Origin of the sequence: Aquamicrobium zhengzhouense, from assembly GCF_016124105.1 — a bacterium.
GTDB lineage: Bacteria > Pseudomonadota > Alphaproteobacteria > Rhizobiales > Rhizobiaceae > Aerobium > Aerobium zhengzhouense.
The window spans coordinates 190,482-212,665 of the sequence record NZ_JADGMQ010000001.1 but is presented as its reverse complement, the minus strand read 5'-3'; the positions used below and the strand labels follow the sequence as shown (position 1 = coordinate 212,665).

Sequence of the window (22,184 nt, the reverse complement as noted above, 5' to 3'; positions counted from 1 at the left end):
TACTACCAAGTCGGCGCAACAAGGTCAGGGCCCGGCTCGCTGCTGCGTGCTTTGGATGCGCCGCCGCCATCGCGACTTGAGCTTTTGTGTCCAACCTGAGCTTTGAAGCCAGACTTTCCCCTTTTGATTGATCAGGCTGTTCAAGGAGTAGAGCCCCAGGACCGAAATTGGCCAAAGCTTGTCAGCAGCTATCCAGACATCAGTGCTTCGATGACTCGACGAGGAGAACGCCTCCTTGTACGCGGCATCGCCTCGTCCAAAGTTGATGTATTTATAGCCCCCATCTGCGCAGAGCGTTTCAATCATCCTCAGCATCGTGAACCGCCCTACTCTGTGCTGCGCAAACTCAGGCAAGAATCCGGGCGTTGCGGTGTAGAAGCTAGATCCGTTGCCAAAGCCTGCCCAGAACGCGACCGGCTCGTCGCCGATATAGAGCATCCAGCAACGATAATTTCCCCGGCGGAGCCCGTAGGCGATCAGTTCACGCTCCATCCTGGTATTTCCGAACCCCGCGCCAAGGCCAGCTTGATACGTTTGGCTGGAGACGCGGTAGAGGTCCTGACAGAGAAGATCATGCTCTTCGGGATGCCGGAAACATCGGACACGCAGGCTCTCACCGAACGCACTTCTGAGGAGCTTATCTTCTCGCCGCAACTTTGCCCGCGCCTTTGAAGACCGGTTTGCCAGAAACGCATCTAGGCTGGGTGCCAATGCTGCCAGCCAGGTATTCTCGATGGATTGATTTCGGCCCCACCGCAGCTTTGGCGTCTTCTCCTGCACGATCTTGTAGAGCGAACTGTCCGGATCGACATTGCGCATCAAAAGAACGTCGGCGACGCGGTTCTTTAGAAGTTGTTCGAGCGATTCAATGACGGCGGCCTGATCCAAAGGACCCTGAGCGCCGATGACTCCGTCAAAGGCGACCACGATCGCCTTCATCTGCGTCGAGCCGATCGACGAATATCCGAGCCGAAATGGCACCGGTAAGTTCTCCAGACGAGCCGCAACCAGGATGTCGGGGCGACCCGCGCGCTGCAGGCGAACGACGTACGAAGAGATGACCTGATCTGCATTGGCGGCGACAACGGAAAAGTAGCCGATTTCGCTGTCAACATGGGCAGGCTCAAGCGCGTTCCAGATGTCGCGCAGCGCCTCGACCTCCGCGATGGTCTGCGCAACGCTTACATGAACTTCAGCGCCTGAAGCCTGAGGCCTGTCTTGCATGGTGGTACCGCACATGGGTCTTGTTGGCGCCACCCTCCCCTTTTTGCGGGGATGGGTGAAGCGGAACGAACGTCCACCGCGATCCCCAAATGGGCTTAGCCGCTTACTACTTGCCCGAACATGGTCTTGAAGACGAGATTCAAAGAGTATTCCGGCGTTTTGCTGGCAACTCGGTTTGAAGGCATGGAACGTGACGTCCCCAAGCGAGATTGCAAAGACCGTATGGCGGAAGGTGTCTGACGTGGCCGACCGCTATGAACGTCGCCGCTACCCAATCAGCTACGCCACCAATCCAACACCGCAGCCAACGGTGTATTTTCTGACCCCAGATTACCGCACGCCTGCCGGAGGTATTCGGGTCATCTACCGGCATGTCGATTTTCTTAACGAGGCCGGCATAAGAGCGAGGGTTTTACATCGTCATCCCGGCTTTCGCTGCACATGGTTCGAGAACGAGACCGAGGTCGCAGATATCGGCTCGGTGACCATATCGCAGGGCGACCTACTCGTTGTCTCCGAGCTGGAGGCAGATGTGCTTTCTGACATCCCTCCGGCCATCGACTACGTAATCTTCAATCAGAACAGTCACCTCACCTGGGCCCGAAGCCCTTACCACATGGGGCGCTACTATGCCGGCGCCCAGCTGTCGGCCGTTGTCTGCGTATCGGAGCATAACCGTGACATGCTCGCAAAGGCATTCGCGCAAGCACCGATCAGGCGTATTCATCTCGGCATTGATGATCGTATCTTTCATCCTGGCCAGAACAGGCGTCCGCTACGGATTGCCTACATGCCGCGGCGCGGCGCGGATGATGCCCGGCTCGTCATCGCGTTTCTGCGTCAGGTCGGTTTGCCAGAGGGGTGGGAAATCAAGGCGATCGACGGCCTGTCGCACGAAGCGGTGGCAGATGAGTTGCGGAAAGCTCGGATCTTCCTCGCCTTCACCCGGCAGGAAGGCTTCGGGCTGCCGCCTGCGGAGGCAATGGCATGCGGTTGTTACGTCATCGGAAACGACGGCTTTGCGGGACGGGAGTTTTTCGACCCGCGCTTCTCGGCTCGCGTCGAAAACGGTGACGTCGTCGGCTTCTTCGACGCGATTACCCATGCGCTCAACCAGGATGCGAGCGATCCGACCTGGTGCGAAACCAAAGGTCGTGCAGCCTCCCGCTATGTCCTCTCCCAATATCCAGCAGAACGCGAACGAGCGGAAGTGACTGCGCTTTATGCGTCACTCATCGGTGCCGCGCGCGCGAAAATCATCGTAGGAGCCTAAGATCGCCATCGAGAGCGCCCACGGGGGAGGTAGCCCCAAAATGTTCTTGGAGCGGAAGGTTGTCACTGCTCCGGGCAGCATCCGACGTCATACCAGTGTGCCTGCATTGCAGGTTCCCGACCGCACCGCGACGGTCACGATCGTCATCCCCTGTTATAACTATGCGCGTTACCTGCCGCAGGCTGTTTTCACCGCACTTGCACAGAAGCATGTGCAGCCTGACGTCATTGTCGTCGATGACGCCTCTACTGATGATAGCCTCTCGGTAGCCCAAGCGTTGGCTCAGCGCGATGAACGGGTGACGGTTATCGCCAACCGGAAAAATTCGGGGCCGGTCATCACGTTCAACAACGGACTGGCGCAAGCCAGAGGCGAATTCCTGGTGCGTCTCGATGCTGATGACATGCTGACGCCGGGTTCCCTCGCCCGGGCCGTCTCGATGATGCAGGCTCATCCCTCGATCGGATTGGCGTATGGTCATCCGCTGCATTTCACATCAGAGCTGCCCAAAGCGCGGCAGAAGGCCACGGGCTGGACGCTGTGGCCTGGCCGGGATTGGCTCCGCGACCGCTGCCGCTTTGGCTACAACGTGATCACATCCCCCGAAGTCCTGATGCGCAGGTCGGTGGTAGACCTCGTAGGTGGCCAGCAGGATCTGGCACACACGCACGACATGGAGATGTGGCTGCGCATCTCGGCATTCAGCGACGTGGGCTACATTCACGGCGCTGATCAGGCATTGCATCGCGATCATCCGGATAGCCTTTCGGCAAGGCAAGTGAATGCGCTTCGGGATCTTCTGGAGCGCCGCGACGCATTCCGGGTCCTTTTCTCTGGCATCGCAGGCGGGATACCTGAGGCCTCTGAAATGCACCAAACGGCCATGGCCGCCATCGCAATTGACGCGATTGAGTTGGCGAACAGGCAGTACGACACCCTCAATCCCGACTTGAGCCTGGTCCACCATTATCGCGACATCGCCATCTCTTTGGTGCCTGACCCCACGCGACTTCGCGGTTGGCAGGGGCTGGAAAAACGTGCGGCGTTGGGGCCCGGCCGCGCGCGCCGACACCTTCCCTTTGTTGCGGAGCGTATCTATCGCGGGCTCAGAGGGCGATATTTGCGCCAGCGATGGCACCGCATTGGCGTGTGAGTGCCCCACTGAAATTCCGCCACCGCTTAACCTTCTACTCCTTTCGATGAGCCGCGATACCGCGTTTTCGTCGGTTTACCGGAAGGACGAAAAACCGTCTCGTTGCGAGAGGCCGAAACCGGCTAGAGGAACCTCGATCAGATGATTTCTTCCGACGTTGCCATGGCAGAGGGCGTGGTCATTCACCACCCTGAACTCGTCAATCTCTATGGGTGCCGTATCGGCGCGCGTACGCGCATCGGTACATTCGTAGAAATCCAGAAGAACGCCTCGATTGGCGCGGACTGCAAGATTTCCAGCCATAGCTTTGTCTGTGAGGGCGTCACCATCGAAGATGGTGTTTTCGTCGGCCACGGCGTGATGTTCACCAATGACCTGCACCCCCGCGCTCTTGCACAGGATGGATCACTGCAAACGGACGCCGACTGGACGGTCATCTCGACGACCGTTCGTGCTGGAGCATCAATCGGCAGCAACGCGACCATCCTTCCCGGCGTCACCATCGGATACGGAGCTGTGGTTGGCGCTGGCGCGGTGGTCACCCGCGACGTGCCGGACTATGCGATCGTCACTGGTGTCCCGGCGGCAATTACCGGACGGGCCAAGGACGCACCCGCGCAAACTGCGAGGGTCGTGCGATGATCAGTATTGCCGTGGTTGGATACGGCTATTGGGGCCCGAATCTTGTCAGAAATATCGCCGAGGTACCAGGTGCTCGCCTCGCTGCCGTTTGCGACCTCAACGTTGAACGCCTGAAGCCGGTGAGCTTGCGCTATCCCGACGTCGCTATCACCGCCAACTTTGACGAGTTACTTCGCGACCACAGCATTGATGCGGTTGCGATCGCGACACCGGTCTCTTCGCACTTCCGCCTGGCGATGGCCGCTTTGAAGGCCGGAAAACACGTCTTCGTCGAGAAACCGATCGCCTCGTCTGCTGAGGAAGCTGAACGCCTTGTTGAAGAGGCCGCGCGGCGAGGCCTGGTTCTGGCTGTCGACCACACCTTTGTCCATACGGGCGCGGTCAAAAAGATGCGCGAGCTGGTCGATAGTGGTCTTGGCGAGATGTACTATTACGACTCCGTGCGCGTGAACCTCGGCCTGTTCCAGCACGACGTCAGCGTAATCTGGGATCTTGCGGTCCACGATCTGTCGATCATGGATTACGTGCTGCAAACACGTCCGGTCGCCGTATCCGCAACCGGTGTCAGCCACGTTCCGGGTGAGCCGGAGAACATCGCCTATTTGACGCTGCACTTCCCCTGTAATCTGATCGCGCACATCCATGTGAATTGGCTTGCACCGGTGAAAGTCCGCAGAACCCTGATCGGCGGCAGCCGCAAGATGATCGTCTACGACGATCTCGAGCCAAGCGAGAAAATCAAGGTCTACGACAAAGGCATCACTCTAAAGGACGGCGGCGCTGACAAAGGCAGCGAGGTCTACAAGGCGCTGGTGGGATACCGCACCGGCGACATGTGGGCGCCGCATCTCGACGTGACAGAAGCCTTGAATACCGAGCTGCGCGAGTTTGTAGAGTGCATAGAGCACACGCAGACGCCAACAGCTGACGGACAGGCGGGGCTTCGCGTCGTGCGCATTCTCGAAGCCGCAACGATGTCGCTCGCCCAGCGCGGCCGCCCGATCGATCTCGAACCCGCGAGACAAGTCGCATGATCCCTCTTCTTGATCTGAAGGCGCAGTATGCGAGCATCCGGGCCGAAATCGAGCCTGCCGTTTTGCAGGTGCTGGCTTCAACGCAGTACGTTCTTGGAGAAGAAGTTGCGGCGTTCGAACGCGAGTTTGCAGGTTACTGCGGCACGGCCGATGCGATCGCGGTAAACACCGGCACGAGCGCGCTTCATCTGGCATTGCTTGCCGCCGGGATCGGCCCCGGTGACGAGGTGATCACCGTCCCCTTCACCTTCGTCGCGACCGTTTCCGCCATCTGCTACACCGGCGCGACGCCCGTCTTTGTGGATGTGGATCCGGTGACCCTGACGATGGACCCGGAAAAGCTCGAGGCTGCCATCACAACACGCACCAAAGCGATCATGCCTGTTCATCTTTACGGGCAGATGGCTGATATGGATGCGATTTCCGATATCGCCCGACGTCACGGCGTACCCGTCATCGAAGATGCCTGCCAGGCTCATGGCGCCGAATTTCGAGGTCGGCGCGCTGGCAGCATCGGCATCTCGGGATGCTTCAGCTTCTATCCTGGAAAAAATCTCGGTGCCTGCGGCGAAGGCGGCATCGTTGTAACCAACGATCCTCGCCATGCAAAGAAAATCCGAATGCTTCGCGATTGGGGGCAAAGCCGCCGTTACCATCACGACGTAAAGGGCTTCAACTATCGAATGGACGGCGTCCAGGGTGCAATCTTGCGGATCAAATTGCGCCACCTCGACGCATGGACCGATGCGAGGCGACGGAACGCCGCGCTCTACGATCAACTGCTCGCGGAATCTGACATCGCGGTCCCACCTACAGAGGCGGTTGGCCGCCGGCACGTCTACCACGTCTACGCTATCCGGAGGCCAAGTCGTGAGTTTCTGCGAGCCCGGCTGGACGACGCGGGTGTCAGCACCGGTCTTCATTATCCGGTGCCGGTTCATCTGCAGCTGGCGCACGCTGATTTGGGATACGCACGCGGCGATTTCCCGGTTTCAGAGACAGCTGCCGCCGAGGTGCTGTCGCTGCCAATGTACCCGGAACTCACATCAGAACAGATCATACAAGTCGTGGATGCCGTCCATGCAGCTGTGCGCGAAGATGCGGATGCTTGAGCACCGGTACTGAGCCGACGGCAAGGTCAACAGCAAGGCGGCTAGCTAGAGGATTGGCGGGACATGCCACTCACGAACATTCTTGTTACAGGCGGCGCAGGCTTTATCGGTTCAGAGCTGGTCACGCAGCTTGCCTCCAATGGACACCGGATCACTGTGGTCGACAATCTGGTGAACGGTAAGCGGTCCAATCTCGCCCATCTGAACAGCGAGCAGGTTGAACTCGCGGCTGTCGATATCCGCGACCTCCCCGCAATGGCGAGGCTGATGAGCGGCATCGACATCGTCTACCATCTCGCCTGCCTCGGAGTACGGCACAGCCTTCATGCACCGGCGGAAAATCACTCGGTCAACGCCACCGGCACGCTTGACCTGCTCGAACTGGCGCGAAAATCCGACGTCAAACGCTTCGTCTACGTGTCGAGCTCCGAGGTTTACGGCACAGCGCGTCGCACCCCGATGAACGAGGAGCATCCTACCTACCCGCTCACCGTCTATGGTGGCGGCAAACTGGCAGGAGAGTGCTACACGCGTGCCTATTGGGAAAGCTACGGATATCCCACGGTCGTTGTGCGCCCGTTCAACTCCTTCGGCCCGCGCAGTCACCACGAGGGCGACAGCGGCGAAGTCATCCCCAAATTCATGCTGCGCGCGATGGCCGGAAAGCCGATGGTTATCTTTGGCGATGGCAAGCAGACTCGCGATTTCACCTATGTCGCTGACACGGCCCGAGGGATCATGCTCGCGGGTGAAGTCGATTCCGTGATGGGCCGCACCTTGAACGTCGGTCAGGGCTCTGAAGTCCGGATCCGTGACCTTGCCACGATTATTTCCAAGACCATCGGCAAGGACAATGCAGCAATTGTCTACGACGATTCCCGGCCGGGCGATGTTTTGCGGCTGTATGCCGACAGCACTGCCGCACGCGAACTTCTTGGCTTCAAGCCGGAGGTTAGTTTGGCAGATGGACTGGCGCGGCTTTACGACTGGTATCGGAATTCCGGACACTCACCCGCACAGCTTCTCGCCGACGAGCGCGTTCGCAACTGGACGCTGGAGAAGGCATCATGATCCCGGTTGCGCGCCCTGTTCTTGATGAAAGAGAAGCCGATGCCGTTCGTCGGGTTATCCTATCTGGCTGGGTAACGCAGGGGCCGGAAGTCGCGGCGTTCGAAAGTGAATTTGCTGACTATGTCGGCGCTCCCCACGCTTGCGCCATGTCGAACTGCACCACCGCTCTGCACCTCGCGTTGAAAGCCGTCGGGGTTGAGGCTGGCGATGAGGTGATTACGGTCAGCCACTCTTTCATCGCGACAGCGAATGCAATCCGCTACTGCGGAGCAACACCGGTGTTCATCGATATTGAGGCCGATGGCTTCAACATGGAGCCGGACCTTCTTGAAGGGGCGATAACACCAAAAACCAAAGCGATCGTGTGCGTTCACCAGCTGGGGATGCCCTGCGACCTCGCATCAATTCTTGCAGTCGCAAGGCGACGGGGAATTCCCGTCATTGAAGATGCGGCTTGCGCAATCGGCAGCGAATTACTCTGGCAAGGAGTGTGGGAGAAGATAGGCAAGCCGCACGGCGACATCGCGTGCTTTTCTTTCCATCCGCGCAAGGTCATCACCACAGGCGATGGCGGCATGCTGACCACTCGCAACCCGGATTATGACCGGATGTTCAGGCTATGGCGTCAACACGGCATGAGCGTTCCCGACACGGTCAGGCATGGATCGTCAGTTGTAATTCACGAGAACTATCCTGTGCTCGGCTACAACTACCGGATGACCGACGTACAAGCGGCGATCGGCCGGGAGCAACTCAAGCGCTTGCCGGAAATCATCGCGCGGCGGCGCGAGCTTGCGGCACTCTATACGCAGGTTATCGATGACATACCGGGCTTCAAGACACCCGCAGAGCCCAGCAATATCCGCAGCAACTGGCAGACCTATTGCGTCCTTCTTCCTGAGGGCATCGACCAGATGACAGCGATGCAGGCCCTGCTCGACCGGGGAATTTCGACCCGACGCGGGGTGATGAACAGCCACATTGAAGCGGCTTATCAAGAATCTGGCGCCTACCGGGCTGGCTCATCGCTCGAACTCGGCATCGCCGCTCAAGATCGCGGCCTCGTGTTGCCCCTCTCGGTGCAGATGAGTGATGATGACGTGTATCAAGTGGCGGACGCGCTTGCTGATCTCGTCATTCAACGCGCAACACTAACAGTAGCGAAGGCTATTTGACCCTCATCGGCAAGCCCGCAACCATGAAGAGGACGCTGTCCGCACGGGCTGCGACCGACTGATTGAGGCGGCCTGCAGCATCTCGAAACCGCCGCGACAAGGCATTGTCTGGCACGATGCCCAAGCCTACCTCGTTCGATACCACGTACCAGGGCCCACGCGGCTTCGACAAATGTTCAGCCAGCCGCTTCGCCTCCGCCTCAACGTCATGTTCCGCTAGCATGACATTCGTGAGCCACAAGGTGAGGCAATCGATCAGGACGGGAGCACCATCAGGAACGCCATCAAGCGTCTTGATGAGATCAAGCGGAGCTTCAAGCGTCTGCCAGTTTCCCTCCCGCCGTTGCATATGATGAGCGATACGCTCTTTCATCTCCTCGTCGAAAGCTTGAGCCGTCGCGATATAGACCCACGGCGCAGGATGCGCGGTGACGAGCTCCTCCGCGTACCGGCTCTTTCCAGAACGCGCCCCTCCGAGCAGAAAGGTCAAATGGCAGCCTGTCACAATCCCCTACCCTGTTCGCAGATCATCGATAGCATGTCGCTCGCTGTATTGTCGCGACACTTCTGCACTGGATAGTTTGTCGGTCACTTAGCAGCCGCTTCCCGGTCAGCAGGCAGGCTGATATTTCAATTGCTTCGAAACGCCAATGAAAGTTCCGTCGTGTCACTTCCAAACAGGCATCAGGTTCTCGGCGATCTCGCGGCCTGTATCGGCTTCTACACCCGAATTCCGGTCAGCCTTTCCCATGATGGCTCGCGTCCATTTATGGCTACCCAATGGGCAGCACCCTGCGCTGGCGCCCTGATAGGGCTGGGCCTCAGTGCCCTTTTGTGGGTCCTGCTTCGCCTTGGGGTCCCAATCGACGTCGCCGCAGCTCTGACGCTTGCCGGCAGCTTTGTTCTGACGGGTGGACTGCATGAGGATGGACTCGCGGACACCGCGGACGGCTTTGGTGGCGGACAAACACGTGAACGAAAACTGGAGATCATGCGCGACAGCCGGATCGGAAGTTATGGCGTTCTCGCGTTGATCGTGTCGGTGTTGGTGCGCTGGGCTGCGATCTGTTCCGTGGCCACTGCTTCGGCTCCCCTCATGGTCGCATGCATAGTAGCCGCACATGCCGGTTCGCGCGCGATGATACCTGCCTTGATGGTCCGCATCCCTCCAGCGCGACGTGATGGCCTTTCGGCAAGCGCCGGCGTACCACCGGTGAATGTCGCGGCCATAGCCGCTGCCAACGGGATCGCCTTCGCACTGCTGGCAGGTCCGGCATATGCAATCTGCGCCACCCTTTTGTGTTGCGTCCTCGTTCTCATGGTCGGCAAGCTGGCCAAAAGCCAAATTGGGGGCCAAACAGGGGACGTTGCGGGTGCCCTGCAACAAACCGGCGAAATCGGCCTTCTCGTTCTCGCCGCGACAATCATGATTTGAGAGATGCAATGACACCCCCCGATTCAATCGACGCAATTCGCGGTCTATGTGCCCAGCTGCCCGACCCGAGCGCTGACGCACGGGAGGCAGCGGCTTCGCGGCAGGCGGTCCTGACCAAGCCTCTGGGCAGCCTCGGGCGTCTGGAAGAACTCGCGCTTCTGCTTGCGTCTTGGCAGAACCGGGAGATCCCCACCCTTGAGAATGTTGAGGTTTTGATATTTGCCGGCGCACACGGGATTACCGGCCGAGGGGTTTCTGCCTTTCCCGATGCCGTAAACGCGCAGATGGTAGCCAATTTCGAGGCGGGCGGTGCCGCAATCAACCAGCTGTCCCGTATTGCTGGTGCCTCGTTGAAGATTTTCCCGCTCGCTCTCGACACACCGACCAATGACTTTACCCAGTCGGAGGCAATGAGCGAGGAGGAGTTCGTCGACGCCGTCGCATCCGGCTTCAACGCCATCGGAACTGACGCTGACCTTATCACCATCGGTGAAATGGGGATCGGGAACACGACGACCGCAGCCACAATCGCTGCCGCCCTGTTCGGTGGCGATGGCGCATCATGGGTCGGGCGTGGGACAGGCGTTGATGATGAAGGGCTCAGGCGAAAGGCTGAGACCGTTGACGCTGCGCTTGCACTGCACACCCCCGCGATCATCGACGCAGTGGAGGCGCTTCGAAGGGTCGGCGGACGCGAGCTTGCCGGAATGTTCGGCGCGGTTCTGGCTGCCAGGCTACGCCGGATCCCGGTTATCATCGACGGCTTTGTCGCAACAGCGGCGGCCGCCGTACTCGCCCGACAGACGGAAGGCGGGCTGCGGCATGCGATTGCGGGTCACGTGTCGGCAGAAGCGCAGCATCAGCGCCTTCTGGACCACCTCGGATTGTCTCCCCTGCTCGATATGGACATGCGGCTCGGAGAAGGCACCGGGGCCTGTCTGGCAATCAACATCCTGCGCAGCGCCGTTGCCTGTCATTCCGGGATGGCGACATTCGAGGAAGCCGGGGTGGCCGGAAAATAGATACGGGGACCGCGAGGCCCCCGTAACTTTTAACGCGGAAGTATCAGGCTACAGGTAGCAGGAAGCCACCGAAAAACGCTGAAATTTCAGAGTGAGCATCGAGTGGCAAGACGTGGGCCACATATTGATCTGGGCGCACGATCACGATCGCACCGTTTTTCCGGTCGATTCCACGCATGGAGAAAATATCACGACCGCTCTTCAGGTCGGGCGCAAAAATCTTCTCATAGTCGGTGAGACAAAACTTGCCCTTCTTGGGCAGCAGCAACGACGGCATCTTTTCAATAGAAAGGTCGCGGAAGCCCCGCTGGAAGATTGCACGAACGTCGATCACCGAATCGACGGCACCGTTGGCTGGAGTGTAAACGCGCAGCGGCGAATTCCGCGCATTCTCAAGGAACTCGCAAAGAGCGCGGACCGCAGATCCGTCTCCGCCATCATCGCCCTCTCCTGCAAACGCGTAGAGATGCCAACGTGCATCGGCGAGAATCGTATGACCGATCTCCATCGGCTTCGCGTCGGCAACGCGTATCACCGGAGCGGAATGGAAACGTTCGCCGATCGGAAAACCCGCGGCCAGTGACTGGTGCTCGCTGGTCCCGACAAGTCCGGACGGCTGATATGTCACCGACATGCCCGCCGTGTAGCGGCCGTGCTGGATGAAGTAGCGCTGGAATTTCGGCTCCTCGCCGTTCGCACCATCATCCTCAGCTGGACGCTCACTGATGATCCGTGACCATTCCCGATCGAAATTGATCAGGTCCTGGGCGACCGCCTGCCTTTCTGCGGAATAGCTGTGCAAAATCTCTGGCGCAGAGCGTCCGGTGAGGACCGACACAAGCTTCCAGCCGAGGTTGAACGCGTCACCCATCGAGACGTTCATGCCCTGCCCGGCCTTCGGGCTATGGGTGTGGCACGCATCGCCAGCGATAAATACGCGCGGCTGGCGCTGACCCACCAACTCCTCAGGTACATCATCGAACTTGTCTGTCAGGCGTTGGCCGATTTCATAGACCGACCACCACACGACGTCCTTCACTTCGAAGCTGTGCGGCTTCATGATCCGCTGCGCGGCAGCGATCAGCTGGTCGACGGTGATGGCCCGATTCGCGACCCGCTCGCCGGAGGCCAGCTTGTCCATCTCGATATAAAGACGCGTGAGAAAACCACCCTCCCGCGGGATGATGATGATGTTGCCTTCATTCGCCGACTGGATGAGCGTCTTGCAGCGGATATCCGGGAAATCCGTGCTCGGAAGCACATCCATAACGCCCCAAGCCTGGTTCGCAGAATCGCCAAGCAGTTCCCGCCCGATCGCCTTCCGAACGCCGCTTCGGGCACCGTCACAGCCAACGACGTAGCGGGCCCGAACCGTCAATGTCTCTCCGACATGCCCCTCGTCCTGCCGCTCAAGCGTGACCAGGACCGGGTAATCATCGGCGTCCTCGTCAATGACCAGATCTGCAAAGGCAAGCGAATAGTCTGGAACGAGCCTCGACGGCGAATTGCGCATGACCTCAAGATACATGTCGTGGACACGTGCCTGGTTGAGAATCATGTGCGGCATCTCTGACAGGCCGTCTTCAACGTCTTGAACACGGCCGTTTCGGATGATGCGGTCGGGCTGCTGCGGGTCCGGCTTCCAGAACGTAGTCTCGTTGACCCAATATCCCTGCTTCAAAACCTTATCAGCGAAGCCGAATGCATTGAACATCTCCATCGAGCGGCACGAGACTCCGTCCGCCTGACCTTTTTCGAGAGGTCCATCCTTTCGTTCGACGATCCGCGTCGAAATTTCCGGAAACGCAGAAAGCTGGGCGGCAAGGGTTAACCCGGCGGGCCCACATCCGACGATCAGCACATCGACTTTATCAGGTAAATCCTGCTGATTCTCGCTGCGTCCAGCTGCGATTTCCGCGATTTCCGGATCGCCCGGACGAAAGCCGTTGAAGTGATACTGCACGTTTGACCTCCCGGTCGGAATTAGTATGTTGGCATACTATATGTGCACTTATCATTTAGCAGTCAACCGAAAACGCTGGGACGCCACAGCGGCTTTCGCTATCACCAGGCTCAAGACTTACAAGGCATGGCTGCGGAGAAGGTGTGATGTATATGAGTTCGAAAATGCCGGGCCACCTCATCCGGCGCCTGCATCAACTATCGACACAGATCTTCATGACGCGCATGCGCGAAGCTGGTTTCGACCTCACTCCTGTCCAATATGCAGCGCTGGACGCTCTACGGCACCGCCCCGGCACCGATCAGGCCGGGCTCGCGCAGGCAATCGGCAAGGACAAGGCAACGGTAGGCTCGGTTGCGGATCGGCTCGAACAAAAAGGACTCGTCACCCGCGAGGCCAGCCCAAGCGACCGCCGGGCGCTCAAATTGGCGTTGACGCCAGAGGGGAAAGAACTGCTCGAGAAAGCTTTTCCCATAGTCGAACACATCCAGATCGAGATGCTACCGGGATTAAACGACAAGGAATTTCAGCAATTCATTGAACTTGCCACGAAGGCCGCGCGAGCCGCCGGGGTAGTCGCCGAAGATTGAAGCACAACACCATCTGGCTGCCCTCTCATATCAGCCAGATGTGGTTGATCGACAAAAGCCAAGAGCTTGCATCTGCATTTTGTCCGATCAACAAATGCCAGCAGACCGCGGATCGTACAACAATTTCAAATTGGGAGGATTAAAGGCCTAGGCCTTTGTAAAAATGGCGCGAGTGACGGGGCTCGAACCCGCGACCTCCGGCGTGACAGGCCGGCACTCTAACCGACTGAGCTACACCCGCGCATCGAACGCTCCGTCCGCGATTTGTTGCGGCGCTTCGTTCTTGGCGCTGGATTAGGCTGTTCCTGCGCCCCTGTCAAGCGTACAAAATTAAATTCACACGCAGACGTAAAGCACGGAAAAAATGGGAGAAATTATCAGCGAGAAGTGGGGAAAATAAATGGCGCGAGTGACGGGGCTCGAACCCGCGACCTCCGGCGTGACAGGCCGGCACTCTAACCGACTGAGCTACACCCGCGCATCCGACGTTTTGCAGCGCTTGCTGCGGCGTCGTTGTGGGCGGTGAATTAGGCGGTTCCTTGACCGGTGTCAAGCACACCTCGCCGCAATTTCCACCTTTGTGACGTTTCTTTTTTCCCGAACCACGAATTGTCGTTCCATTCACATCAATGGTCACTTTCGTGAGAAATTTCGCTTGCGAAACAGAACAGGACCCCTTAAAGGTCCGCGCCTGTAGGGGCGATTAGCTCAGTTGGTAGAGCGCTTCGTTTACACCGAAGATGTCGGGAGTTCGAGTCTCTCATCGCCCACCAGATTTCCCTATGCTTGATTTGCATTTGTTCGCCAGCGGCGTTGTCGTCGCTGGGGCGTTGACCGATGTGCAATCACCCAGAATAGCGGTGTCATTAGATACTCACGCTTGAAAAGCCGCGCGCAGGTGGCCTGGTCGCTGTCGCCGGCCGATTTATCCCCCTCCTCCCTTCTGCCCCTAGAGTTTCACCAGAAGCTCAGCAGAGAGGACTTTCCATGCAGGACAAATACGCCACCCTAGCACCCGCACTCGACTCGCCGGCGAATGAGGGATTCGCCATTACCCCGAGCGATTCCTCCGATCTTCAACAGGTCACACGCGCCCTTTACGTGGGTGAAGGAGGCGATCTTGCAGTGGAAATGCGGGATGGCGCGTCCCTGACTTTTAAGGACGTGCCTCAGGGATCCATTCTTCCGCTGCGGGTCCGCAAGGTTCTCCAGCAAACAACGGCAGCCTATCTCGTGGGGCTGTGCTGATGAGTGGTACCGGTCTCCATCTCGGCAGGCTATCGCCGGCAGCCGCCATAAGACCTCCTTCCGATTCGTCGTGGGCGCAAGGCGCGCTACTTGACGCGAATTTCCAGGAAGGTCGTTACCGGTTCAACGGCGTGAGCTATGCGACTGAAACTGATTTTCTGATTGCGGCGGGCGGCACCCCTTACGGGAAGACCGTCGCGTTCAAACCGTATAGCAGCCCCGACTCGCCAGAACTGATCACGAACGGCGACTTTCAACAGCTGGAGCTGGCTGGCTGGAACCAGATCGTCAACGGCACTTCAACCGCAACTGCGTTACCTGGCGCTGCCCGGCTCTTCTCGGATGGGACGACAGGCGTGGGCGGCGGCGGTGCGGGCATTACCCAACCGATTATGACGACGGAAGGCGCTGCGTACTCGGTGACCTACACCGTCTCAGGAGGAACGACGAATTTCCGGATAGGCGGGACGACAGGAGAAACTGCTCCTGGCGCAGCGGGCGGCACCCGTGGACCAGGCATTCACACGGATACGTTCTCTGCGCGCGGTCCGATTTCCCATTTCTATGCGTTCCGCGCATCTGCCGGGACGACAATGGTGAGCGACGTGAGCGTAAAACCCTGTCTGCCGCTCGAGGGGCTTTCCGGCTCGGGTATGACCATCGAGATCGCAGCGAAAACGCCACCATCCCCCACAGCTCGCGAGGTGCTCTGGTCGTGTGGTCACCTCATGACCGCGGACCCGGGAGATGAAACTCTGGTCGCCTACCAGCTAGACGGCTCTCTCGTGGTCGAAGTGCGGGCTGCGTCACACGTGCAGGCCGCGCTCAACCTGGGTACTGTTGCTCCCGAAACCCGGTTTTTCATCCGAGCCGGTTTTGCCGCAAATGCGTTTTTCGCGCAGCTTGATGATGGGAAGGCCGTTCATGATGATCTTGGTGTTTTACCCGGCCTCGCAGTCATGCGGCTTGGACACAGCTTTCACGGCCAAGTCTGGAATGGCGAGATTGAACGACTGACCCTCTACAGGGAAAGTGGCGTCGAGGCGTTTTACTCGCTGATTCCCAATCTGATCCGCTGCGAAGGCGACAGCTTCATGACGCACGGCCACGGCGGCGGCCCTGCCGGATCCATTATCTCAAGGCTGGAATCCATCACGGACCGCACCGTGATGACGACTGCATCGGGCAATTCGACCATGCCAGAAATCAGCGAACGGCTGAGCTCGACAGAATTCCGGCATCTGCGTCCCAAGACGACTGTGATTTGGGATGGATCGGAAAACCCCGTCGATACCCTCTCTCAGGTGGCACCGTACTGTGAAAGTCTGGCAACCGGACTGCGGCAGATCGGACATCAGCGCTTCGTCATTATTCCGGCATGCGCGAATTTGCTGGAGACCGACATGACAATCTCAGACGCCATCCGGGACGAGCTGAAGGCTCGGTGGCCTCACAACGTTCTGGATTGGCGCGATCGTCTGGACCTCGACCCAAACGGTGCGCCTGCAAGAGAGATGTTTCGCGATCCGGATCTTGATGCGACACACCTCTCCGGTACTGCGATGGAGATAATGGCGGCTGCCATCGCAAATTTTATCACTGCAAAAGGATGGTGAGAGAGCGCGGTCGCGTTGCCATATTGTCCGGCGCGGCCCTGTCTGCTCACCTTCGACCGAGGGCGAAAAGAAATGCGCTGCGTGCTGCCGAATTCTCGGCAGTGCGTCCTCTCAGCAAAGAACGCACGGATTGGCGCAGATGGGCCATCTGCGTCGGATTTTCCGACAGCATGATGATCTTGTCTGCCAAACTGGCGATTTCCCGCCCGTCACGATCGAGCAACAGTCCGGGCGCCGAACCAAGCATCGAGGCGATGCAACCACGATCACTTGCCGCGACCGGCACGCCTAACCGCTGAGCCTCCAGCACGACCAGCGGCTCAGCTTCATTCGGATAAGCTGTCGGAAACACCAGCAGATCGATCTCACGAAAGAAAGCGTCCCGCTCGGAGCCATACACCGGCCCCCGATATTCGACGCCGCCAAGGAACTCCGCCCGCGCCAGGACATCGCTCAGAAGGCGTTTATCCGTGCAAGGACCAGCGATCCAGCCTTCGATGTTAGAGCCTCGCGCTCGCAACTCGCGTATGAGGTCGAGGAAGTTGAGCACCCCTTTTTCGCGGGTGATGTTTGCGATGAAACCGATCCGGCGAAGCGGCGCTTCAGAAGGCGGGATGTCGGTGGCAATCGGCCACCAGGCTTCGTTCGAAATGACGCTCACGTTCTTGATCGCCGGGTATTGCTGCTCCAGCAACTCCTTCATGCGTTCACATAGCGCATAATGAAACTGCCGCTCACCCGCAGCGAATATGATCGCACTAAACGTAGCAGCTCGCCGGTCGACATAGGTGAAGTTATGGTGGTGGAAGTGAACGTTCAGGCCGCGCAACCTAGCCAGTGCGACTACCGCGAGATCATAAACCTGCCCCCAGCCTCCTGCCAGTGACAGGTATATCTGGTCTGAACGTCGCGCTGTGGCGACGCCCAGACAGGCTCTCAGATACCTCGCCAGACGGGAGACATGATAAATCGCTCGCCCTCCTCCCAACGCGGGAGACATGGTGAAAACCCGATGCGCGATTCTCTCTTCTGTCAGAAGGTTCACGACATCCTTGGAGACTGACGAGGCTCCATCAAGCGGCGGTGGGATCGGGGCGATAACAATGATCATCCGTCTGCACCCACGATCTGCCTGAACGCCATCATATACGCGTCGCCGACCGCACCTGCCGACATGCTTCTCAGGCGTAATTTTGGCTCTCGAAGAAGCTCTCGCGTCTCATGCGCTGACAGCATTCTCTCCAGCCGGCTGGCAATCGCATCGGGATCGTGCCGCTCGCGCACATAGTGAGGGTAGTTTTTGCCGAGCACGTCGCCATGACCGGAAATATCTGAGCACAAGACAGGGATATTAAAGGCCACCGCTTCAAGGAGAACGTTCGGCGTTCCTTCATGGTCGCTCATTGTGACTACCAGCTTGCTGCGTCGCATCACGGATGCCACATCATGCTGGAAGCCCAGAAGTTCGACCTGTTGATCTACCTTCGCCTCCGCCACCAATCGCTCGATCTCCGGCCTCAGGCTCCCCTCGCCCACAAACGCGAAGCTCAGCTCTGGTCGGCGTTGCGCCAGTAAAATAAAAGCTCTGGCAACTGGCAGGATGTTCTTTTGAGGCTCCATCCGACCGACATGTATCGCATCATAGTGAGGCCGCTCGCGACACGATGCGAACAAGCCGCCAGGCACGATATTGTCCACCTTGAAGCGCGTTGGGCGGGACGAACGCCGGGCCCAGTAAGCATCCCCCGCTGCTGAGTTGCTGATGATCGCATCGGCAAATTGCGCTGCACAGCGTCGGATCACGAACTTCAGTGCGCGCGGATAAGATGAATCCCGTTCCGTCATGACCCATTTCAGCTGGGGCGAAAGCACCCGAATAAATCCAGCATAGACATCGCGGCATGGAAGCCACGACATCAGGATGTCTGGGCTCAATCGGCGGATGAGACGGTAGGCGCGCGCGATGTTGCGCGGGTCATAATTCGAACTCGTCTGGATGGTGTACACGGTCAAATTTTCAATCTCGAGGAGGCTGTCGTGCACCTGCCCGTCATGAAAGCGGATCAGGAAAAGCTCAACCCCGACTCGTTGCTGAAGTTCGTTCAGAAGATAGATGCACTGCTTCTGCGCGCCGCCGTCGCCAAAGCCCTGGATCATGAAGCAGATCCTCATCTGCTTCCGCATAGAAACGCCCGTTTCTGTTTGGGGGACATATTCTTTGTGGGACTGCCAGCAGCGAGAACCTTCGCTTCGTAATCGCGGACAGATCCAATGATCCGGGCCGGCACCCCGGCTGCGACACAACCATCGGGAACTTCGCCGGTCACGACCGCTCCCGCCCCTATCACGACATCGTTGCCGACCTTGGCCCCCGGGAGAATGATGCAGCCACGGCCGATAAACACATTATTCCCGATCTCGATCGACTTGATCAGATCCAGCTCTGGATGATGCTCGCGGAAAACCCAGACACCCCCATCATGCGTCTCAAAGTGCGTATGAGTGGCACTGACATGATTTCCGATTGTGACCAAATATGGTTCCGTGCTGAAGCTGACGTTGAGAAGCCTGCAGCCGTCACCCACGCGTACGCCAAGGGAGCGGGCATATCCGACCCCGTCCAGGCGTTTGTAGATGGCATGGAATACCGCCTTCAGCATGAGACCCGCTCGTCTCTCGGAACATGAACTATCGACACCGGTGGGCTCATCCAGCGTGCCAAAATCATCACCAGCACCGCCCAGACCAGATAGCGCACCGGAAAATCGACCGCGTATCGGGGCAATTCAGCGAAGAGCGCCACAGTCATCAAGTAAAGGACGGCCCGGTGGGTGGAGAAGGGTTGAGCCGCCGCCCTGCGTTGTATCCAACCGGCAAACCGGCCCAACAGATACAGGACAATCGGAACGCCGATGATCCCGAAATCGAGATAGATATCGGCGATGATATTGCTCCCCACGTTCCATCCCGCATGCGGGGGTAGCATGGCAGCGGTCAGTACATCCGCGCTCGTGACCGTTACCTCATGCTCGCCAATAATCAGCCCTCGCACAAATGGAACGACGCCGGCAAATCCAAAGACCTTATAGAAGCCCAGGCCAAGCTCTCCAGCGTGATGGACCGTAGCCAAAGCGGCACGAACACTGATTGTGGTAATGTTGAAACTCGTCTCACCAACATTGTGCCCGAACGAAAGCAGATGTCCTGCTGCCCAGTCTCCAGTCATTCTGTAAGCTTCGATACGGTCATAAACCTGCAGTCCGAAGAGCGCGATCGCGAGCAACAACAACCGGCTGATCGTGCAACGAAAGGTCGCCACACCAGCGAATAGTACGAACAGCAACAGAAGCGCGGAATTGCGGTCGCCAAAGCTCACAAGCCTGCAGGTCCAGAAACCTGCCAGGATCGCGGCGCAAAGTTCCGGAAGTATTGCCCGTTCACTCCGCTGTTTCCGGACGATGAGCATCGCGAACGCCATCATGGACAGCATCGTGATCAACAGCGAAACACCGTCTGCCATCACGCCTCCTGCCGCAGTGCCGGTATAACGCCCCTCACCTTCGGCGCGCCAACCAGCAAGATGGTAGAGCGCCATCAGCCCGGTCAGGAGGAACAAGACCAGATAGGGCAATAAGCTGGAACGATCTTCCGGCCCATGCGGTGCAGGCTGCGTCCTGCGCGGGAAATACGCTCTCCAACGGCACCCGAGGCAGAACGCAACCATCCCGGCAGTGGATAACAGGATCGCCTGGTTCGACTTTTCCGCGAAGGTGTGCGGCACGAACCGGCTCACCTCTAGGTTCAGCCTGCCTAAAAGATAGAGCTGATAGGGAGCGAAAAAGATCATGAAGCTGAACAACAGGAACAGCAGCTCGATGCTGACGAACGTCCTGATCTCCGGCCGGATATTGATCGGAACGACCAGCGGCCGCCACAGCAGTCCATAAAATATGGTCAGGCAGCAGATGATGACGGCTGCATCCGCCCCGTTCTCGATCAGAAAGGTCGCAATAATCAGTCCGACGAGCAGGAGGGACAGGAAGACAAAAAGTGCTGCGGAGCTCTGGCTCTTTCGCAACATCAACACCTCCCCGCGTTTGGCAGGAAGTTATGCGCAAAGAGCGATCGCGTTTCCTCCGACAGCAGAAACCGCCAGGCAAGCCAGATAAACAACGCGGCAAGAGCCGGGCTGACAATCAGCAATCGATCAAAGGCTACCTCTTCCAACAAATTGCCAAGAGCCCATGCGGCGAGAAGGACGGTAGCAGGCAACAGCAAATGCCGGGGTTCAAGACCGCTGAAACCGGGGGCTCCGATGGCGCGGCGCGAAAGCTGAGGAAACATGAAGCTCAAGATGGATCGCCCGAAAATAAGACCGGCCAAGATTCCCGCTACGCTCTCAAGAGCCCACCAGCCTAATGTTCCGCCGGCGATACCGGCGACAGCGCCATGGACCGCCCATCCTTCCCTCGCTCTCGCGGCAAGTGCAGCATCCTGAAGCTGAGCATGAAGACGTATGTGTACGAGCTGGATCGCGACGACGAGAATGAGGACGCTGCTGATGTCGCCGAGAAACTGATCGTCGCCCGCCCATACCGAGACAAATTCGGCATTGCCGATCAGGATGCCGGCGCCTGCAACCATGATGATCGCGGCGTTCAGTTCCACGATTGCGCGGATTAGGCGATTTGCGTCGCCCCAATCACCACCGCTCAGGCACGTTGCCAGCTGCGGCAGGAAAGCGTTTGTCGACAGCAAGCACAACGCGGGTATGAACTGGGATGCAAATGCCGTGAAAAAATACTGGCTGACGGCTTCCGCACCCAAGAAGGCAAGCAGCAGAAGGACTTCGCTGCAAAGGAGAAGCTTCTGGACATAGCTCCAGACCAGCATTGACGCCGAATGCCGGGCGAATTGCTCGCGCGCCACTTCGCTTGGCCATTGCGCGCCCCACCAGTCCAGGGTCAAGCTAGCAAGGGCAGTGGTCACGCATAAGAGCAGCAGTGCACCGCCGACTGTCAGTGCGGCCACTTCCACCAACCCGTAACCGGTATAAGCCGCTAGTCCGATCACCGAACTCGTCAGGACAATCGCGGCACTAGCTGCGTAGGCGGCATAATATCCTAGACCGTCACCAAGCATTGCGGCCGCGGGGATGGCTGAAAGGCCGCTCAAGAGTGCAGCGATACAGAGCAGGACCGCCAACCGGCCTATGTCCATGGTGGCGGGTACTTCCGTTTCTGCAAGGCTAGAGAATAACAGGACTACAACGCCAGAAAGCGCCGCGACGGCAGGGAGCCAACGGAGCCAAGTCATGAGTGCCGCACTGACCATCATGCGTTTGCGGCAAAGGTCATCTCCCGCATTTGCTACGAGCCATTTCAATGCCTGCGGCGGACCACCGTCGCCAGGCAGTAGCAATTCGACGATGCGCTGGCACGATTTCCACATACCGAAGCCCGTCGTGCCGAACGCCGCCAGAAGGATGGGACTGACCAAGAAGTTCGCGAGCGCGGCACACGCGAATTGCAAATAGTTGGCAACCAGGTTCTTCGTAAGACTGACGCCTGCATATGGGGTCGAGGCAGCTTCGACAGAGATGATCGGTGCCACCTCCCTCGACATG

Annotated in this window: 20 protein-coding genes and 3 tRNA genes; 13 read left to right on the top strand and 10 right to left on the bottom strand. The window is 58.6% G+C overall.

Annotation, left to right across the window (positions count from 1 at the left end):
- Nucleotides 1–24: 24 nt before the first annotated feature.
- Nucleotides 25–1,239 carry a GNAT family N-acetyltransferase gene (locus IOD40_RS00960; RefSeq protein WP_210336756.1) on the bottom strand — a complete coding sequence of 405 codons (1,215 nt, stop codon included), beginning with the start codon at nt 1,237–1,239 and terminating at the stop codon, nt 25–27.
- A gap of 226 nt (nt 1,240–1,465) precedes the next feature.
- On the opposite strand from IOD40_RS00960, the gene IOD40_RS20255 reads away from it, so the two are divergent.
- The 7 genes from IOD40_RS20255 (at nt 1,466) to IOD40_RS00925 (ending at nt 8,684) form a co-directional block, all read left to right on the top strand.
- Nucleotides 1,466–2,497 carry a glycosyltransferase family 4 protein gene (locus tag IOD40_RS20255; RefSeq protein ID WP_198473373.1) on the top strand — a complete coding sequence of 344 codons (1,032 nt, stop codon included), beginning with the start codon at nt 1,466–1,468 and terminating at the stop codon, nt 2,495–2,497.
- Nucleotides 2,498–2,537: 40 nt separating this feature from the next.
- The gene (locus IOD40_RS00950; RefSeq protein WP_198473371.1) at nt 2,538–3,650 is read left to right on the top strand and encodes a glycosyltransferase family 2 protein; all 1,113 of its coding nucleotides are present in this window, start codon (nt 2,538–2,540) and stop codon (nt 3,648–3,650) included.
- A 141-nt stretch (nt 3,651–3,791) separates the two neighbouring features.
- Complete coding sequence (locus tag IOD40_RS00945; protein WP_198473369.1) at nt 3,792–4,292, top strand: acyltransferase; 501 nt, start codon at nt 3,792–3,794, stop codon at nt 4,290–4,292.
- Nucleotides 4,289–5,326: a Gfo/Idh/MocA family protein gene (locus tag IOD40_RS00940; protein WP_198473367.1), complete on the top strand. Its 1,038-nt coding sequence runs from the start codon at nt 4,289–4,291 to the stop codon at nt 5,324–5,326. Before IOD40_RS00945 ends, IOD40_RS00940 begins: the two co-directional genes overlap by 4 nt.
- A complete protein-coding gene (locus tag IOD40_RS00935; RefSeq protein WP_198473365.1) occupies nt 5,323–6,438 on the top strand; it encodes a DegT/DnrJ/EryC1/StrS family aminotransferase in 1,116 nt (371 codons plus the stop codon). Before IOD40_RS00940 ends, IOD40_RS00935 begins: the two co-directional genes overlap by 4 nt.
- A gap of 63 nt (nt 6,439–6,501) precedes the next feature.
- Nucleotides 6,502–7,509: an SDR family NAD(P)-dependent oxidoreductase gene (locus IOD40_RS00930; RefSeq protein ID WP_198473363.1), complete on the top strand. Its 1,008-nt coding sequence runs from the start codon at nt 6,502–6,504 to the stop codon at nt 7,507–7,509.
- Nucleotides 7,506–8,684, top strand: coding sequence for a DegT/DnrJ/EryC1/StrS family aminotransferase (locus tag IOD40_RS00925; RefSeq protein ID WP_198473361.1), 1,179 nt, complete (start codon nt 7,506–7,508; stop codon nt 8,682–8,684). The genes IOD40_RS00930 and IOD40_RS00925 overlap by 4 nt, the downstream gene beginning before the upstream one ends.
- Here IOD40_RS00925 and cobU read toward each other — a convergent pair.
- Nucleotides 8,677–9,174, bottom strand: coding sequence for a bifunctional adenosylcobinamide kinase/adenosylcobinamide-phosphate guanylyltransferase (gene cobU, locus IOD40_RS00920; protein WP_198473359.1), 498 nt, complete (start codon nt 9,172–9,174; stop codon nt 8,677–8,679). The two genes, IOD40_RS00925 and cobU, sit on opposite strands and share 8 nt — an antisense overlap.
- 174 nt (nt 9,175–9,348) lie before the next feature.
- Between cobU and cobS the strand changes: the two genes are divergently transcribed.
- Nucleotides 9,349–10,119: an adenosylcobinamide-GDP ribazoletransferase gene (gene cobS, locus IOD40_RS00915; RefSeq protein WP_198473358.1), complete on the top strand. Its 771-nt coding sequence runs from the start codon at nt 9,349–9,351 to the stop codon at nt 10,117–10,119.
- An 8-nt stretch (nt 10,120–10,127) separates the two neighbouring features.
- Entirely contained in the window at nt 10,128–11,141 is a 1,014-nt protein-coding gene (gene cobT / locus IOD40_RS00910; RefSeq protein ID WP_198473356.1) for a nicotinate-nucleotide--dimethylbenzimidazole phosphoribosyltransferase, read from the top strand.
- A gap of 43 nt (nt 11,142–11,184) precedes the next feature.
- On the opposite strand, the gene IOD40_RS00905 is transcribed toward cobT, so the two are convergent.
- Nucleotides 11,185–13,104 (bottom strand): FAD-binding monooxygenase, encoded by a 1,920-nt coding sequence (locus tag IOD40_RS00905; RefSeq protein ID WP_198473354.1) that lies wholly within the window; start codon nt 13,102–13,104, stop codon nt 11,185–11,187.
- Nucleotides 13,105–13,256: 152 nt separating this feature from the next.
- Between IOD40_RS00905 and IOD40_RS00900 the strand changes: the two genes are divergently transcribed.
- Nucleotides 13,257–13,694: a MarR family winged helix-turn-helix transcriptional regulator gene (locus tag IOD40_RS00900; RefSeq protein ID WP_233713782.1), complete on the top strand. Its 438-nt coding sequence runs from the start codon at nt 13,257–13,259 to the stop codon at nt 13,692–13,694.
- A 164-nt stretch (nt 13,695–13,858) separates the two neighbouring features.
- On the opposite strand, the gene IOD40_RS00895 is transcribed toward IOD40_RS00900, so the two are convergent.
- Both IOD40_RS00895 and IOD40_RS00890 read right to left on the bottom strand, forming a co-directional pair.
- Nucleotides 13,859–13,935: transfer RNA gene (locus IOD40_RS00895), tRNA-Asp, on the bottom strand.
- Nucleotides 13,936–14,095: 160 nt separating this feature from the next.
- Nucleotides 14,096–14,172: transfer RNA gene (locus tag IOD40_RS00890), tRNA-Asp, on the bottom strand.
- 219 nt (nt 14,173–14,391) lie between these two features.
- Here IOD40_RS00890 and IOD40_RS00885 point away from each other — a divergent pair.
- The 3 genes from IOD40_RS00885 (at nt 14,392) to IOD40_RS00875 (ending at nt 16,558) form a co-directional block, all read left to right on the top strand.
- Nucleotides 14,392–14,467 (top strand) — tRNA-Val (locus IOD40_RS00885).
- A gap of 214 nt (nt 14,468–14,681) precedes the next feature.
- On the top strand, nt 14,682–14,942 hold the full coding sequence (locus tag IOD40_RS00880) for a spike base protein, RCAP_Rcc01079 family (protein WP_198473350.1): 261 nt from the start codon (nt 14,682–14,684) through the stop codon (nt 14,940–14,942).
- Nucleotides 14,942–16,558: a hypothetical protein gene (locus tag IOD40_RS00875; RefSeq protein WP_198473348.1), complete on the top strand. Its 1,617-nt coding sequence runs from the start codon at nt 14,942–14,944 to the stop codon at nt 16,556–16,558. The genes IOD40_RS00880 and IOD40_RS00875 overlap by 1 nt, the downstream gene beginning before the upstream one ends.
- Nucleotides 16,559–16,604: 46 nt before the next feature.
- Here IOD40_RS00875 and IOD40_RS00870 read toward each other — a convergent pair whose 3' ends face one another.
- The 5 genes from IOD40_RS00870 to IOD40_RS00850 are packed head-to-tail and all read right to left on the bottom strand — an operon-like array spanning nt 16,605 to nt 22,183.
- Nucleotides 16,605–17,669 (bottom strand): glycosyltransferase family 4 protein, encoded by a 1,065-nt coding sequence (locus IOD40_RS00870; RefSeq protein ID WP_198473346.1) that lies wholly within the window; start codon nt 17,667–17,669, stop codon nt 16,605–16,607.
- Nucleotides 17,666–18,715 (bottom strand): glycosyltransferase, encoded by a 1,050-nt coding sequence (locus IOD40_RS00865; protein WP_198473344.1) that lies wholly within the window; start codon nt 18,713–18,715, stop codon nt 17,666–17,668. Before IOD40_RS00865 ends, IOD40_RS00870 begins: the two co-directional genes overlap by 4 nt.
- Nucleotides 18,716–18,726: 11 nt before the next feature.
- Nucleotides 18,727–19,218 (bottom strand): acyltransferase, encoded by a 492-nt coding sequence (locus IOD40_RS00860; protein ID WP_198473342.1) that lies wholly within the window; start codon nt 19,216–19,218, stop codon nt 18,727–18,729.
- Nucleotides 19,212–20,639, bottom strand: coding sequence for an O-antigen polysaccharide polymerase Wzy (wzy, locus tag IOD40_RS00855; RefSeq protein WP_198473340.1), 1,428 nt, complete (start codon nt 20,637–20,639; stop codon nt 19,212–19,214). Before wzy ends, IOD40_RS00860 begins: the two co-directional genes overlap by 7 nt.
- On the bottom strand, nt 20,639–22,183 hold the full coding sequence (locus IOD40_RS00850) for a polysaccharide biosynthesis protein (RefSeq protein WP_198473338.1): 1,545 nt from the start codon (nt 22,181–22,183) through the stop codon (nt 20,639–20,641). The genes wzy and IOD40_RS00850 overlap by 1 nt, the downstream gene beginning before the upstream one ends.
- Between the last annotated feature and the right edge of the window lies 1 nt (nt 22,184).

Coding starts and splice junctions, on each gene's coding strand:
- IOD40_RS00950 (WP_198473371.1), top strand. CDS start 2,538: ATGTTCTTGGAGCGGAAGGTTGTCACTGCTCCGGGCAGCATCCGACGT.
- IOD40_RS00935 (WP_198473365.1), top strand. CDS start 5,323: ATGATCCCTCTTCTTGATCTGAAGGCGCAGTATGCGAGCATCCGGGCC.
- IOD40_RS00870 (WP_198473346.1), bottom strand. CDS start 17,669: ATGATCATTGTTATCGCCCCGATCCCACCGCCGCTTGATGGAGCCTCG.
- IOD40_RS00930 (WP_198473363.1), top strand. CDS start 6,502: ATGCCACTCACGAACATTCTTGTTACAGGCGGCGCAGGCTTTATCGGT.
- IOD40_RS00875 (WP_198473348.1), top strand. CDS start 14,942: ATGAGTGGTACCGGTCTCCATCTCGGCAGGCTATCGCCGGCAGCCGCC.
- IOD40_RS00960 (WP_210336756.1), bottom strand. CDS start 1,239: ATGTGCGGTACCACCATGCAAGACAGGCCTCAGGCTTCAGGCGCTGAA.
- cobT (WP_198473356.1), top strand. CDS start 10,128: ATGACACCCCCCGATTCAATCGACGCAATTCGCGGTCTATGTGCCCAG.
- wzy (WP_198473340.1), bottom strand. CDS start 20,639: ATGTTGCGAAAGAGCCAGAGCTCCGCAGCACTTTTTGTCTTCCTGTCC.
- IOD40_RS00865 (WP_198473344.1), bottom strand. CDS start 18,715: ATGATCCAGGGCTTTGGCGACGGCGGCGCGCAGAAGCAGTGCATCTAT.
- IOD40_RS00880 (WP_198473350.1), top strand. CDS start 14,682: ATGCAGGACAAATACGCCACCCTAGCACCCGCACTCGACTCGCCGGCG.
- IOD40_RS00860 (WP_198473342.1), bottom strand. CDS start 19,218: ATGCTGAAGGCGGTATTCCATGCCATCTACAAACGCCTGGACGGGGTC.
- IOD40_RS00925 (WP_198473361.1), top strand. CDS start 7,506: ATGATCCCGGTTGCGCGCCCTGTTCTTGATGAAAGAGAAGCCGATGCC.
- IOD40_RS00940 (WP_198473367.1), top strand. CDS start 4,289: ATGATCAGTATTGCCGTGGTTGGATACGGCTATTGGGGCCCGAATCTT.
- IOD40_RS00900 (WP_233713782.1), top strand. CDS start 13,257: ATGAGTTCGAAAATGCCGGGCCACCTCATCCGGCGCCTGCATCAACTA.
- IOD40_RS00850 (WP_198473338.1), bottom strand. CDS start 22,183: ATGTCGAGGGAGGTGGCACCGATCATCTCTGTCGAAGCTGCCTCGACC.
- IOD40_RS00945 (WP_198473369.1), top strand. CDS start 3,792: ATGATTTCTTCCGACGTTGCCATGGCAGAGGGCGTGGTCATTCACCAC.